The organism is Saccharothrix coeruleofusca (genome assembly GCF_017876325.1).
GTDB lineage: Bacteria > Actinomycetota > Actinomycetes > Mycobacteriales > Pseudonocardiaceae > Actinosynnema > Actinosynnema coeruleofuscum.
This window is the reverse complement of record NZ_JAGINV010000001.1, coordinates 1,508,461-1,522,402: the sequence shown is the minus strand read 5'-3', so window position 1 is coordinate 1,522,402 and position 13,942 is coordinate 1,508,461. Positions and strand designations below refer to the sequence as shown.

Below are 13,942 nucleotides of genomic sequence, written 5' to 3'. Positions count from 1 at the left end.
TGGGAGGAGGCGGTGGGCGAAAGGAACGCCTCCCCCCTGGTCCGGCTCGGGTGGCGCGGCCCCCGCGGCTGCGCCACCCGAATTCTGGGAGCGCTCCCAGAACTCTGCAGAGGACGTTAACGACACCGAAACCGCACTGTAAAGACCTACGCTCTAGCCCGTTCGAGTGATCTGTGAACGGAACTCACGCGCTCGCGCGGTGCACCAACGAGGTCGGCAGCAGCAGGAACGGCGGCAGGTTCTCCTCGCCCGCCAGCTCCGCCATCAGCCGCCAGGTCATGGTGCGGCCCAACTGCTCCACGTCCTGCCGGATCGTGGTCAGCGGCGGCACCGCCGTCGAGGCGATCATCAGGTCGTCGAAGCCCACCACGGCCACGTCCTGCGGCACCCGCTTGCCGTGGGCGTGCAGCGACTGCAGGGCGCCCATGGCCATGATGTCCGCGCCGACGAACACCGCGTCCAGCTCCGGCTCGCGGGTCAGCAGCTCGTCCATCGCCGCCGCCCCGCTCTCCGGGGTGTAGTCGCCGTAGGCCACCAGGTCCTCGGGCAGCCTGGCCTGGCTCAGCGCCCGCTTCCAGCCGCTGAGCCGGTCCATGCCCACCGCCATGTCCCGAGGACCGGCGATGGTGGCGATCTTGCGGTGCCCGCGCGAGATCAGGTAGCGGGCGGCCTCCATGGCCCCGTTGAAGTTGTCCGAGTCCACGTAGGGCACCCCGCCCGCGCCGAGGGGCCTGCCGCACACCACGGTGGGCAGGCCCGCGTCGGCCAGCGTGCGGGGCAGCGGGTCCTGGCCGTGCAGGCTGACCACCAGCACGCCGTCGACGTGCCCGCCGCACAGGTAGTTGACCAGGTCCTGCTCGTCGCCCTCCTTGCTCATCATGAGCACGAGCTGGACCCGCTTGCCCGCCAGCTCCGCGTGCACCCCGCGCAGCACGCCCGCGAAGAACGGGTCGTTGAGCACCCGGCTGCCCTGCTCGGAGACGACCAGGGCGATGCAGTTGGCCCGGCTGCCCGCGAGCGTCCGGGCCGCCTGGTTGGGGCTGTACCCCAGTTCCACGATGGCCTGGTGAACGGCCTCGCGCGCCCTGGAGCTGACGTACGGTTCGCCGTTGATCACCCTGGACACGGTCGACTTGGACACCCCGGCGGCACGAGCGACCTCCTCCAGCCGGGTGTTGGGTCGGCGTGCCCTGGGCGGCTCAACGGCGTCGGTCACGAGACGGCCGTCGCTGCCAGCGCGTTGCCCCGCGCAACCTTCGAGTACCACATGGCGCTCATCTTAGGTGTACGCACCTGGGTCTCGTAGTCGACATGCACGATGCCGAACCGCTTGGCGTAACCCTCCGCCCACTCGAAGTTGTCCATCAGCGACCACGCGAAGTAACCGCGCAAGTCCACGCCCGCCCGGATGGCGGCGTGGGCCGCCCGCAGGTGGGAGTCGATGTAGTCCAACCGCTCCGGGTCGTGCACACCGCCGTCCTCGCCCACCGCGTCCCGGTACGCCGCGCCGTTCTCGGTGATGTAGAGCGGCAACCGGGGGTACTCCTCGTGCAGCCGGACCAGCACCTTGTACAACCCGTCGGGCTGCACCTCCCAGTTCATGTCGGTGCGCGGCAGGCCCCGGCTGGGGAAGGTGACGTGCTCGGCACCGATCCACGGCGAGCTGGTCGGGCGCCTGCCGTTGGTGGCCGCCGGGGCCTCGGCGGGCTTGGCGCTGACGAAGTGCTCGGCGTAGTAGTTGACGCCCAACTGGTCCAGCGGCGCCGAGATGACGCTCAGGTCGTCGGGCTGGATGTGCTTGCTGAAGCCGAAGGGCTCCAGGTCGGCCACCACGTCGGCCGGGTACTCGGCCTTGAACAGCGGGTCCAGGAAGATCCGGTTCTGCAGGCCGTCCAGCCGCCGCGCCGCGTCCAGGTCGGCCGGGTCCTCCGGGTCGGCGGGGATGATCGGGTACATGTTCAGCGTGATGCCCACGCGCGCCTCGGGTCGCGCCGAGCGGATCGCCGCGACGCCCAGGCCGTGCCCCAGCAGCAGGTGGTGCACGGCCGCGGCGGCGGCCTCGGGCTCCTGGCGGCCGGGTGCGTGCACGCCCGAGGCGTAGCCCAGGAACGCCGAGCACCACGGCTCGTTGAGCGTGGTCCAGTTGACCACCCGGTCGCCCAGCGCGCCCACCACGGTCTCGGCGTACTCCGCGAAGCGGTAGGCGGTGTCGCGGTTGGTCCAGCCGCCCCGGTCCTCCAGCGCCTGCGGCAGGTCCCAGTGGTAGAGCGTGACCCACGGGTCGATGCCCTTGTCCAGCAGGGAGTCCACCAACCTGCTGTAGAAGTCCAGACCGGCCTGGTTGACCGCGCCGCCGTCCGGGCGCACCCGCGGCCAGGCGATGGAGAACCGGTAGGCGTGCAGGCCGAGGTCGGCCATCAGCGCGACGTCCTGGTCCACCCGGTAGTAGTGGTCGGCGGCGGGTTCCCCGGTGTCGCCGCCGACGACCGCGCCGGGGATCTGGCAGAACGTGTCCCAGATGGACGCGGTGCGACCGTCCGCGGTGGTCGCGCCCTCGACCTGGAAGGCCGCTGTCGCGGCCCCCCAGACGAAGCCCTCGGGAAAGGAAATCGACTCCACAGCTACCCCTTCACAGCACCCTGCATGATCCCGGCGACGATCTGCCGCCCGAGTACGAGGAAGACGATCAGAACCGGAACGGTGGCCATCGTGGTTCCGGCGAGCACGAGCGAGTTGTCGACGTAGTAGCCGCTCTGCAGCTTCTCCAGGGCGACCTGCATGGTCGGGTTCTCGGCGTTGAGCACGATCAGCGGCCACAGGAAGTCGTTCCAGGAGGTCATGAACGTGAACACGCCGAGCATCGCCGCGGCGGGCCGCACGGCGGGCAGGCCCACGTGCCAGAAGGTGCGGATCATGCTGCACCCGTCCATCCGGGCCGCCTCGACCAGCTCGTCGGGCACGGCGTCGGCGATGTACTGGCGCATCCAGAACACGCCGAACGCGGTGACCAGGTTGGGCACGATGACCGCGCCCAGGGTTCCCGACCAGCCGAACTCGGCCATGGCCATGTACAGCGGGACGATGCCCAGCTGGGTCGGCACGGCCAGGGTGGCGACCACGAACACCAGCAGCGGCCCGCGCCCGCGGAAGCGCAGCTTGGCGAAGGCGAAGCCGGCCAGGCTGGACAGCACCACCACGGAGACGGTGACCGTCCCGGAGACGATGATGCTGTTGCCCAGGGCCTTCCAGAACGGGATGCTGTCGAGCACCCGGCCTGCGTTGACGAAGAAGTTGCCGCCGGGCAGCAGGCTCGGGTTGGCGGTGAACTCGGCGTCGTCGTGGCTGGCCACCAGGAAGGACCAGTAGAACGGGAAGGCCGAGCCGAGGATGAAGGCGATGAGCGGTCCGTAGACCATCAAGCCGGGTCGCTTCTCGCGCACCTCAGTCCTCCCCGCTGGACGCGATGCGGCGGGTGAGCAGGAAGTTGATCCCGGCGATCGCGATGATGACGACGAACAGCACCCAGGCCATCGCCGAGGCGTAGCCGAGGTCGAAGCTCTGGAAACCGGACTGGTACATGTAGAGCACGACCGTCTGGTACTGGTTGGTGGAACCGCCGCTGCTGCTGCCCGCGGGGGCGAACATCTTGGGCTCGGTGAAGATCTGCAGCCCGCCGATGGTCGAGGTGACCACCACGAAGATGATGGTGGGCCGCAGCATGGGCAGCGTGATGCTGAAGAACCGGCGCGCCGCGCTCGCGCCGTCGACCACCGCGGCCTCGTACACGTCGCGCGGGATGGCCTGCATCGCGGCCAGCACGATCAGCGCGTTGTAACCGGTCCAGCGCCAGTTCACCATGGTCGCGATGGCGACGTGGCTCCACCAGCGCTCGGCCTGCCAGTCGATGCGGTCCAGGCCGACCAGCTCGAGCAGGTTGTTGACCAGGCCGTACTGCGGGCCGAACAGGTTGGCGAAGATGATGGTCAGCGCCACCAGGCTGGCCACGTAGGGCAGCAGCACGCCCATGCGCCACGCGGTCCGCGCCCGCAGGGCGGTGTTGAGCAGCGCCGCCAGCAGGACCGCGACCACGACCTGGGGTCCGCTGGAGAGCACGAAGATGCTCAGCGTGTTGACCATCGCGTTCCAGAACTGGGAGTCCGTCATCAGCGTGACGTAGTTCTCCAGTCCCACGAACGGCTGCTCGTCCCCGCCCAGCTCCCAGTCGAACAGGGACACGTAGGCGGTGTAGAGCAGCGGGAACAGGCCGACGATCGCGAAGAGGAGGAAGAACGGCGCGATGAACAGGTACGGCGAGAAGCGGACGTCGAGGTGGGTCAGCCGGTCCCGCCAGCCCAGCGCCGCGCGCCCGCCGCTGTCATCGTTGTCGGAGCGCCGCGGCGGGCGGGGCTGGGAGCCCCGCCCGCGCGCGACCGTGAGCTCGGAGGTCACTTGGCAGCCTTCTTGGCTCCCTCGACCGCCTGCTTCCAGCCGTCCTCAGGGCTGCCGCCCTGCTCGACCGACAGCAGCGCCGGGCTGATCACGTTGTCCTGGATGTCGCCGTCCTTGGGGCCCTTGTACTGGGCGCCCGCGACCTTGTTGGCCTGCTCGGAGAACAGCTGGCCGACCTTCTCGCCGCCGAAGTAGTCGCTGGTCTTGTTCAGCAGCTCGGGCGAGAGCAGCGCCTCGGTCTGGCTGGGGAAGGTGCCCTTGGCCACGAACGCCTTGATCTGCTGCTGGGGCGCGGTCAGCCAGCCCGCCAGCTCAGCGGCTTCCTTGGGGTGCTTGCTCTGCTTGGGCACGGTCAGGTACGAGCCGCCCCAGTTGCCGCCGCCGCCGGGGAAGGAACCGGTGACCGCCCAGTGGCCCTTGTGCTCGGGGCCCGCGTTGCTCTCGATCACGCCGAGCATCCACGACGGGCAGGTGCGGGTGGCGAACGCGGAGTTCTTGAACCCGGTCTCCCACTCGTCGCTCCACGCCACGAGCTTGGCCGACTGGCCCTGGGCCACCGCCTTGGTCACCTTGTCCCAGGTGGACTTGATGTCGGAGTTGCTCTCGATGACCAGGTTGTCGTCCCGGTCGTAGTAGCCGGTCTTGTGCTGGTTGTGCATGGCGTTGAAGACCTGCGAGGCCGAGTCGAACCACGGCTTGCCGGTGGCCTTCACGTACTGCTCACCGGCCGCGAAGTAGGAGTCCCACGTGGCGAAGGTGGCCTTGATGCTCTCGGGGTCGGTCTTGATGTTCGCGGCTTCCAGCAGGTCCTTGCGGTAGCACATGGCCAGCGGGCCGATGTCGGTGCCGTAGCCGATGAGCTTGTCGTCCTTGGTGGTGACCGCGTCGGTCTTCCACTGCAGCCAGCGGTCCTCGCGCACGTCGGAGGGACCGATCTGCTTGAGGTCGTTGAACTGGCCGGACTTGGCCATGACCTGGCTGAGGTAGCCCTCCTCCACCGCTTCGATGTCGGCCAGGCCGGAACCCGCGCCCAGCTTGGTGAACAGGTTCTGGTGGTGCGGCGCGGCCTGCCCCACCTTGCGGGGGGTGATCTTGATGTTCGGGTGGGCTGCCTCGTACTCCTTGAAGAGCTCTTCGTAACCGAACTCGTTGAACGTGGCGACGGTCAGTTCGATCTTGCCGTCCGCCGTGGTGCCACTGTCACCGGACCCGCAGGCGGTGGTGGCGGCGGCGAGTGCGGCGAGCACTGCGGTGCTGGCCAGGCCTCTGGCCAGACCGGCTCGACGGTAGCGCACGAGAACTCCTCAGTTGATCGGCGGTGAACGTCTGGGAGCGCTCCCAGGTTTTGGGGGAGTGTGGTTCGCGCCACGGAGCCATGTCAAGCTCCCGTATCCGCGCTGTTACCGATGTTGCGACTTTTGCCCCGCTGAACCGATTCCGCGACGGCGCGCGGAGACAGCCGTTCAGCTACTCCACGTCGTCCACTCGGCCACGCACCGTTCCTCTTTCAGGTGCGTGGCCAGCGGTTTTCCCGCGATGGATCGAGAAAGTAGGGGTGTGTGAACACCTCCGGCCGGACCGCGGAAGTCAGCGGAAGTCAGCGGCCGTCCTCCAGGTCCCCTTCGGTCTCCAGGTAAACAGCGCGCAACGCCGCCAGCGTCTCCGCCTCCGGGTGCTCCCACAGCCCGCGGTCGACCGCCTCCAGCAGCCGCTCGGAGATCCCGTGCAGCGCCCAGGGGTTGGACTCGGCCAGGAACCGCCGGTTCTCCGGGTCCAGCACGTAGCTGGCGGCCAACTGCTCGTACATCCAGTCCGCCACCACACCGGTGGTCGCGTCGTAGCCGAACAGGTAGTCCACCGTGGCCGCCAGCTCGAACGCGCCCTTGTAGCCGTGCCTGCGCATGGCCGCCAGCCACCGCGGGTTCACCACGCGCGCGCGGAAGATCCGGTTCGTCTCCTCGTGCAGCGTCCGCGTGCGCACCGCGTCCGGGCGCGTGCTGTCACCGACGTAGGCGGCGGGCGCCTTGCCGGTCAGCGCGCGCACGGTCGCGACCATGCCGCCGTGGTACTGGAAGTAGTCGTCGGAGTCGGCGATGTCGTGCTCGCGGGTGTCGATGTTCTTGGCCGCCACGGCGATGCGCCGGTAGGCCGACTCCATGTCCTCGCGCGCCCGCACGCCGTCCAGGTCGCGGCCGTAGGCGTAACCGCCCCACACCGCGTAGACCTCCGCCAGGTCCGCGTCGTCGCGCCAGTTGCGGCTGTCGATCAGCGGCAGGATGCCCGCGCCGTACGCGCCCGGCTTGGAGCCGAACACGCGCAGCGTGGCCCGCCGCTCGTCGCCGTGCGCGGCGAGGTCCGCCCGCGCGTGGGCGCGCACGAAGTTGTCCTCGTCGGCCTCGTCCAGCGCGGCCACCATCCGCACCGCGTCGTCCAGCAGCGCCACCACGTGCGGGAAGGCGTCGCGGAAGAACCCGCTGATGCGCACCGTCACGTCGATGCGCGGCCTGCCCAGCTCGGCCAGGTCGACCACCTCCAGGCCGGTGACCCGGCGGGACTGCTCGTCCCACACCGGCCGCACGCCCAGCAGCGCCAGCACCTCGGCGATGTCGTCCCCCGCGGTGCGCATCGCGCTGGTGCCCCACACCGACAGGCCCACCGACGGCGGCCACTGCCCCGTCTCCGACCGGTAGCGCTCCAGCAGCGAGTCCGCCATGGCCTGCCCGGTCTCCCAGGCCAGCCGCGACGGCACCGCCTTCGGGTCCACGGAGTAGAAGTTCCGGCCGGTCGGCAGCACGTTGACCAGGCCGCGCAAGGGCGAACCGCTCGGCCCGGCGGGCACGTAGCCGCCGTCCAGCGCGTGCAGCACGTTGTCCAGCTCGTCGGTGGTGCGCGCCAGGCGCGGCACGACCTCCAGCGCGGCGAACTCCAGGATGCGCGCCACGTCCTCGGTCTCGGCCAGCTCGCGGGCCGCCGCCACGTCCCAGCCCGCGTCCTCCATGCCCTGCACCAGCTCCCGCGCGCGCCGCTCCACCTCGTCGGTGGTGACGCGGTCGGAATCCTTGAGGCCCAACGCCTCCCGCAGGCCCGGCAGCGCGACCTGCCCGGCCCACATCTGGCGCGCCTGGAGGATCGCCAGCACCAGGTTGACCCGCGCCTGACCGGTGGGCGCCTGCCCCAGCACGTGCAGGCCGTCGCGGATCTGCACGTCCTTGATCTCGCACAGCCAGCCGTCCACGTGCAGGATCAGCTCGTCGAACTCCGCGTCGTGCGGCCGGTCGGAGATGCCCAGGTCGTGGTCCAGCTTGGCGGCCTGGATCAGGGTCCAGATCTGCGCGCGGATGGCGGGCAGCTTCGCCGGGTCCATCGCGGCGATGGTGCCGTGCTCGTCGAGCAGCTGCTCCAGCCGCGCGATGTCGCCGTAGCTGTCCGCCCGCGCCATCGGCGGCACCAGGTGGTCCACCAGCGTGGCGTGCGCGCGGCGCTTGGCCTGGGTGCCCTCACCGGGGTCGTTGACCAGGAACGGGTAGACCAGCGGCAGGTCGCCCAGCGCGGCGTCCGGACCGCAGCCCGCCGACATGCCCACCGTCTTGCCAGGCAACCACTCCAGGTTGCCGTGCTTGCCCACGTGCACCACCGCGTCCGCGCCGAACTCGGCCTCCAGCCAGCGGTACGCGGCCAGGTAGTGGTGGCTGGGCGGCAGGTCCGGGTCGTGGTAGATGGCGATGGGGTTCTCGCCGAACCCGCGCGGCGGCTGCACCATCACCACCACGTTGCCCGACCGCAGCGCGGCCAGCACGATCTCGCCGTCGCGGTCGCGGGAGCGGTCCACGAACAGCCCGCCCGGCGGCGGTCCCCAGTGCCGCTCCATCTCCTCGCGGAGGTCCTCGGGCAGCGTGGCGTACCACTCGCGGTAGCGCGCGGCGGGCAGCCGCACCGGGTTGCCCTGCAGCTGCTCCTCGGTCAGCCAGTCCGGGTCCTGGCCCCCGGCGGCGATCAGCGCGTGGATGAGCGCGTCGCCGTCGAGGTCGTCCACACCGGGCAGCTGGTCACCGATGTCGTAGCCGCGCTCCCGCAGCGCGGCCAGCAGCCGCACCGCGCTGGCCGGGGTGTCCAGGCCCACCGCGTTGCCGATCCGGGAGTGCTTGGTCGGGTAGGCCGAGAGCATCAGCACGACCTTGCGCTCGGCGGGCGGGACGTGCCGCAACCTGCCGTGCCGCACCGCGATCCCGGCCACCCGCGCGGCCCGCTCCGGATCGGCCACGTAGACGGTCAGGCCGTCCTCGTCGACCTCCTTGAAGGAGAACGGCACGGTGATGATGCGGCCGTCGAACTCGGGGATGGCCACCTGGGTGGCGGTGTCCAGCGGGGACAGACCGTCGTCGTTGCCGTCCCACGCGGCGCGGCTGCTGGTCAGGCACAGCCCCTGCAGGATCGGCACGTCCAGCTCGGCGAGCGCGCCCACGTCCCAGGCGTCCTCGTCACCGCCCGCCGAGGCGGCAGCGGGCTTGGTGCCGCCCGCGGCGAGCACGGTGACCACCAGCGCGTCGGCCTCCCCCAGCCGCGCCAGCAGCTCCGGCTCGGCCGAGCGCAGCGACGCGCAGTAGACCGGCAGCGGCCTGCCGCCCTTGGCCTCGATCGCGTCGCACAGCGCGTGCACGAAGGCGGTGTTCCCGGCCACGTGGTGCGCGCGGTAGTACAGCACCGCGATCGTGGGGCCGTCGGTGGCGGGCTCGGGGCGTTCCAGGACGCCCCAGGTGGGGGCGGGAGTGGGCGGGGCGAAGCCGAAGCCGGTCAGCAGGACCGTGTCGGACAGGAAGCGGTGCAGCTCGGCGAGGTTGTCCGCGCCGCCGTGCGCGAGGTAGGCGTGCGCCTCCGCGCACACGCCGCCGGGCACCGTGGACAGCTCCATCAGCGGGGCGTCGGGGTTCTGCTCGCCACCGAGCACCACCACCGGGCGCGGGCCCGCCAGCAGCCAGTCCAGCCCCTCCTCCCACATCCGGCGCCCGCCCAGGATGCGCACCACCACCAGGTCGACCCCCTCCACCAGGGCCGGGAGGTCGTCCACGGCGAGACGGGCGGGGTTGCCCAGCCGGTAGTCGGCGCCGCTGGCGCGGGCGGAGAGCAGGTCGGTGTCGGAGGTCGACAGCAGCAGGATCACGTGCGGGCTCCATCCCTCGGGGGTCCTCGCCCCAGGTCGTAGGGGACGGCGGAGCGGAGTTCCTGACTTCCGGGGGCTGCCCGGTCACAGTGGCGGGACCGCGCCGGATTCGCACCGGCTTCCTCCTGCTGCTTCGCCGTTCGAAGAGCACCCTAACCGGCCCGACGCGGTCCGGTCGCCCCCTCACCCATCCCACGGGCACTCCGTCCAGATCCTGAACCGAGCGTTCCGGCCCCGCGAGTCGAACGCTCAGGTACCGCGAGTCGAACGCTCAGGACCCCTGAGTTCGTCGTTGGGGTGGGTCAAGGACGGTCGGCAAGTACTACCCGACGGGGCCGGGAAGGCCGGTAACTACTACCCGAGGTGTGGGGGAAGCGCCGCGCAGAGCGCGAAAGTGCGGGTCGGAGGGCGCGAATGTTGAATTCGGGGTGCCTGAGCGTTCGACTCGCGGGGGCGACACGCCCGACACGCCCATAGGCGGGTGGCACTGGGGGTGGGCGGGTTGTCCGGATGCGGGGGGCGATGTGATCGCGAGTTAGAGTCCAGACCATGTCCGCTGATCGAGTGCGCCCCGACGCCTGCCCTGGCGCGATTGACGTGCACCTCGCGGCGGATGGCGGGCTGGCCCGGATCAGGGTGCCGGGCGGGACCCTCGACGCGCGCCGGTTCGACGCCGTGCGACTGGCCGCGCTGGAACTGGGGGACGGCTGGATCGAGCTGACCTCCCGGGCAAACTTGCAGGTCAGAGGCTTGCCGCCGGGAGCGGAGCACGAGTTGGGCGCACGGCTGGCCGAGGTCGGCCTGCTGCCGTCGCGAACCCACGAGCGGATGCGCAACATCGTCGCCGCGCCGCTGGAGGACAACCAGGCGCTGGTCGACGAGATCGACCGGGCGCTGTGCGCGGTGCCCGGACTGGCCCAGTTGCCCGGCCGGTTCCTGGTCACGGTGGGCGAGGCGGTCGCGGGCCTGGGGGGCGATGTCGGCCTGGTGGGTGACGCCCTGCTGCTGGCGGGCCGCGACTGCGGACTGCGCGTGACCGATCCCGTGGCGGCGGTCGTCGCGGCGGCGGAGCGGTTCCAGGAGATCCGCGGCACGGCCTGGCGCTTGTCCGAAGTGGACGGTGGTGTGGCCGACATCACGGACGCCATCGGTGGTCCGCGCGGCGAACCGGTCGACACCGCTGTGATCCCGGTCGCACCGGGACCGGTGGGCGACCGGGTGGTGGCGGGGGTGCCGCTGGGACGGTTGAACGCCCGCCTGCTGGCGGGCACTCCGGTGCGGGTCACGCCGTGGCGCAGCCTGGTGCTGCCCGCAGGGGCGGACACGACCGGTCTGATCACCGACCCGGCCTCGCCGTGGCACGGGGTCAGCGCGTGCACCGGGCGGCCGGGCTGCGCGAAGTCGCTGGCCGACGTGCGCGCGGACGCGGCCAGGTGGGTCGCCGCGCGCCAGGGCTCGGGTCCGGCGCACTGGTCGGGCTGCGCCCGCCGGTGCGGTCGCCCGGCGGGCCAAGTGGTGGAGTTCGTCGCGACCGGCGACGGGTACGAGGAGATCAGGTGACCAGCTACGTCAAGGACGGCGCGGAGATCTACCGCCGGTCCTTCGCCACCATCCGCGCCGAGGCCGACCTGAGCGGCCTGCCCGAGGACGTCGCGCGGGTCGCGGTGCGGATGATCCACGCCTGCGGCATGGTCGACCTGGTCGACGACCTGGCCTACTCCCCCGGTGTCGTGCGCGAGGCGCGGGAGGCGCTGCTGGGCGGCGCGCCGATCCTGTGCGACGCGCAGATGGTCGCCGCGGGCGTGACGCGGCGCAGGTTGCCCGCCGACAACGAGGTCCTGTGCACGCTGGGCGACCCTCGGGTGCCCGCGCTGGCCGAGCAGCTGGGCAACACCCGCAGCGCCGCCGCCCTGGAGCTGTGGGGCGAGAAGCTGGACGGCGCGGTGGTGGCCATCGGCAACGCGCCCACCGCGCTGTTCCACCTGCTCGACCTGATCGCCGCGGGCGCGCCGAGGCCCGCGGCCGTGCTGGGCATCCCGGTGGGCTTCATCGGCGCCGCCGAGTCCAAGCAGGCGCTGGCCGACAACGAACTCGGCCTGGAGCACCTGGCGGTGCTGGGCAGGCGCGGCGGCAGCGCCATCACCGCCGCGGCCATCAACGCGATCGCGAGCGAGGAAGAATGACCGGCAGGCTGTACGGGGTCGGCGTGGGGCCCGGCGACCCGGAACTGGTGACCGTCAAGGCGGCCCGGCTGATCGGCGAGGCCGACGTGGTGGTGTTCCACAGCGCGCGGCACGGCCGCAGCGTGGCGCGCCGCATCGCCGAGCCGTACCTGCGCGCGGGCCAGGTCGAGGAGCAGCTGGTCTACCCGGTCACCACCGAGGACTCCGACGACTACCAGGGCGAGATCGACGCCTTCTACGAGGAGTGCGCGGCGCGGCTGGCCGCTCACCTGGACGCCGGGCGCGACGTGGTGGTGCTGGCCGCGGGCGATCCGTTCTTCTACGGCTCCTACATGCACCTGCACAAGCGGCTGGCGCACCGGTACCCGACCGAGGTGGTGCCCGGTGTGACGTCGGTGAGCGCCGGGGCCGCGGTGATCGGCAAGCCCTTGGTGGAGCGGGACGAGGTGCTGACCGTGCTGCCCGGCACGCTGTCACCGGACGCGCTGGCCGAGCACCTGTCCGGCGGTGACCCGGTGGCCGTGATGAAGCTGGGCCGGACCTTCCCCAACGTCCGCGCGGCGCTGGAGAAGGCGGGGCGGCTGGACGAGGCGTGGTACGTGGAGCGCGCCACCACGGGTGCGCAGCGCACCGCACCGCTGTCCGAAGTGGACCCCGACGAGGTGCCGTACTTCTCCTTGGCGCTGCTGCCCAGCAAACCCCGCCCGACCGCGCGGCACGGCGGTGAGGTCGTGGTGGTCGGGCTGGGCCCGGCCGGACCGGAATGGCTGACCCCCGAGGCGCGCGCGGCGCTGGCCGCCGCCGACGACCTGGTGGGCTACGTGACCTACCTGAACCGGGTGCCGGACAACCCGCGGCAGCGCAAGCACCTCTCCGACAACAAGGTCGAGTCGGAGCGGGCGGCGTTCGCCCTGGACCTGGCCAAGCGCGGCAGGCGGGTGGCCGTGGTGTCCTCCGGCGACCCCGGCGTGTTCGCGATGGCCAGCGCCGTGCTGGAGGTGGCCGCCGAGGAGCAGTTCGCCGACGTGCCGGTGCGCGTGCTGCCGGGCCTGACCGCCGCGCACGCGGTGGCCAGCCGGGTGGGCGCGCCGCTGGGCCACGACTACTGCGTGGTGTCGCTGTCGGACCGGCTCAAGCCGTGGTCGGTGATCGCCGAGCGGCTGGAGGCCGCGGCCAGGGCCGATCTGGTGCTGGCGCTGTACAACCCGGCCTCGCGCAGCCGCACCTGGCAGGTGGGCGCGGCGCGGGACCTGCTGCTGGCGCACCGGTCCCCGGACACGCCGGTGGTGGTCGGCCGGGACGTGGGCGGCCCCGAGGAGTCGGTGCGCGTGGTGCGCCTGGCCGACCTCGATCCGTCCACAGTGGACATGCGGTGCCTGCTGCTGATCGGCTCCTCGCAGACCACGCTCACCCCGCGCGGCGCGGTGTTCACCCCGCGCCGCTACCCCGCGTGAGCCACGCCAGCGCCTGCGCCACGGTCTCCGCGACGGGCACCCCCGAGGGCAGTGGCGGGCGGCGCACCAGCACCACCGGCAGGCCGAGGTGACGCGCCGCGACCAGCTTCGCCCCGGTCATCGGGCCGCCGCTGTCCTTGGTCACCAGCACCTCCACGCGGTGCCGCCGCATCAGGTCCAGCTCGCCCGCCACGGTGTAGGGACCGCGGTCGAGCAGCACCTCGACACCGGGCACCGGCGGGTCGGGCGGGTCGACGGTGCGCGCCACGCCACCGGTGAACGCGGCCAGCTCCTGCCGCCCGGTGGTGATGAACGCGCGTCGCCCGGCCACCGCGCGGGCCGCCTCGGGCACCGAGTCCACCCACGTCCAGCGGTCGCCCTCCTCCGGGGTCCAGCCGGGTCTGCGCAGCACCAGCAGCGGCAGGCCCAGCTCGGCGGTGGCCGCCGCGGCGTTGGCGGTGATGCGCCCGGCGAACGGGTGCGTCGCGTCCACCACCGCGTCCACCCGCTCGGCGCGCAGGTAGGCCACCAGGCCGGGCACACCGCCGAAGCCGCCGACGCGCACCTCGCCGACGGGCAGCCTCGGGTTGGCCACCCGGCCCGCCAGCGAGGAGATCACCCGCACATCCCTCAACGCCGCCGCCAGGGCGCGCGCCTCCCCCGTGCCACCCAGCACCAGCACGGTCCTCACGGCTGTT

The 13,942-nt window shown here is 71.8% G+C and carries 10 protein-coding genes and 1 riboswitch; of the genes, 3 read left to right on the top strand and 7 right to left on the bottom strand.

Features of this window, described 5'->3' with window-relative positions:
- Positions 1-184: 184 nt before the first annotated feature.
- The 6 genes from JOF41_RS07215 to cobN form a co-directional block, all read right to left on the bottom strand.
- A complete protein-coding gene (locus JOF41_RS07215; protein WP_189225875.1) occupies positions 185-1,216 on the bottom strand; it encodes a LacI family DNA-binding transcriptional regulator in 1,032 nt (343 codons plus the stop codon).
- On the bottom strand, positions 1,213-2,610 hold the full coding sequence (locus JOF41_RS07210; protein ID WP_189225939.1) for a GH1 family beta-glucosidase: 1,398 nt from the start codon (positions 2,608-2,610) through the stop codon (positions 1,213-1,215). Before JOF41_RS07210 ends, JOF41_RS07215 begins: the two co-directional genes overlap by 4 nt.
- 11 nt (positions 2,611-2,621) lie before the next feature.
- Positions 2,622-3,416 carry a carbohydrate ABC transporter permease gene (locus tag JOF41_RS07205; protein ID WP_189225938.1) on the bottom strand — a complete coding sequence of 265 codons (795 nt, stop codon included), beginning with the start codon at positions 3,414-3,416 and terminating at the stop codon, positions 2,622-2,624.
- Positions 3,417-3,441: 25 nt separating this feature from the next.
- Complete coding sequence (locus JOF41_RS07200; protein WP_229796086.1) at positions 3,442-4,356, bottom strand: carbohydrate ABC transporter permease; 915 nt, start codon at positions 4,354-4,356, stop codon at positions 3,442-3,444.
- Between the two features lie 89 nt (positions 4,357-4,445).
- Positions 4,446-5,744: an ABC transporter substrate-binding protein gene (locus JOF41_RS07195; protein WP_189225873.1), complete on the bottom strand. Its 1,299-nt coding sequence runs from the start codon at positions 5,742-5,744 to the stop codon at positions 4,446-4,448.
- Between the two features lie 302 nt (positions 5,745-6,046).
- The gene (gene cobN / locus JOF41_RS07190) at positions 6,047-9,607 is read right to left on the bottom strand and encodes a cobaltochelatase subunit CobN (protein WP_209617255.1); all 3,561 of its coding nucleotides are present in this window, start codon (positions 9,605-9,607) and stop codon (positions 6,047-6,049) included.
- Positions 9,608-9,642: 35 nt separating this feature from the next.
- A riboswitch (cobalamin riboswitch) is annotated at positions 9,643-9,777 on the bottom strand.
- Between the two features lie 379 nt (positions 9,778-10,156).
- Here cobN and JOF41_RS07185 point away from each other — a divergent pair.
- The 3 genes from JOF41_RS07185 to JOF41_RS07175 are packed head-to-tail and all read left to right on the top strand — an operon-like array spanning position 10,157 to position 13,244.
- Positions 10,157-11,167 carry a ferredoxin-like domain-containing protein gene (locus JOF41_RS07185; RefSeq protein WP_209617253.1) on the top strand — a complete coding sequence of 337 codons (1,011 nt, stop codon included), beginning with the start codon at positions 10,157-10,159 and terminating at the stop codon, positions 11,165-11,167.
- A complete protein-coding gene (locus tag JOF41_RS07180) occupies positions 11,164-11,790 on the top strand; it encodes a precorrin-8X methylmutase (protein WP_189225870.1) in 627 nt (208 codons plus the stop codon). Before JOF41_RS07185 ends, JOF41_RS07180 begins: the two co-directional genes overlap by 4 nt.
- A complete protein-coding gene (locus tag JOF41_RS07175) occupies positions 11,787-13,244 on the top strand; it encodes a precorrin-2 C(20)-methyltransferase (RefSeq protein WP_209617251.1) in 1,458 nt (485 codons plus the stop codon). The genes JOF41_RS07180 and JOF41_RS07175 overlap by 4 nt, the downstream gene beginning before the upstream one ends.
- Here JOF41_RS07175 and JOF41_RS07170 read toward each other — a convergent pair.
- Positions 13,219-13,935, bottom strand: a complete 717-nt coding sequence (locus JOF41_RS07170) for a cobalt-precorrin-6A reductase (protein ID WP_189225868.1) — start codon at positions 13,933-13,935, stop codon at positions 13,219-13,221. The genes JOF41_RS07175 and JOF41_RS07170 overlap by 26 nt on opposite strands.
- Between the last annotated feature and the right edge of the window lie 7 nt (positions 13,936-13,942).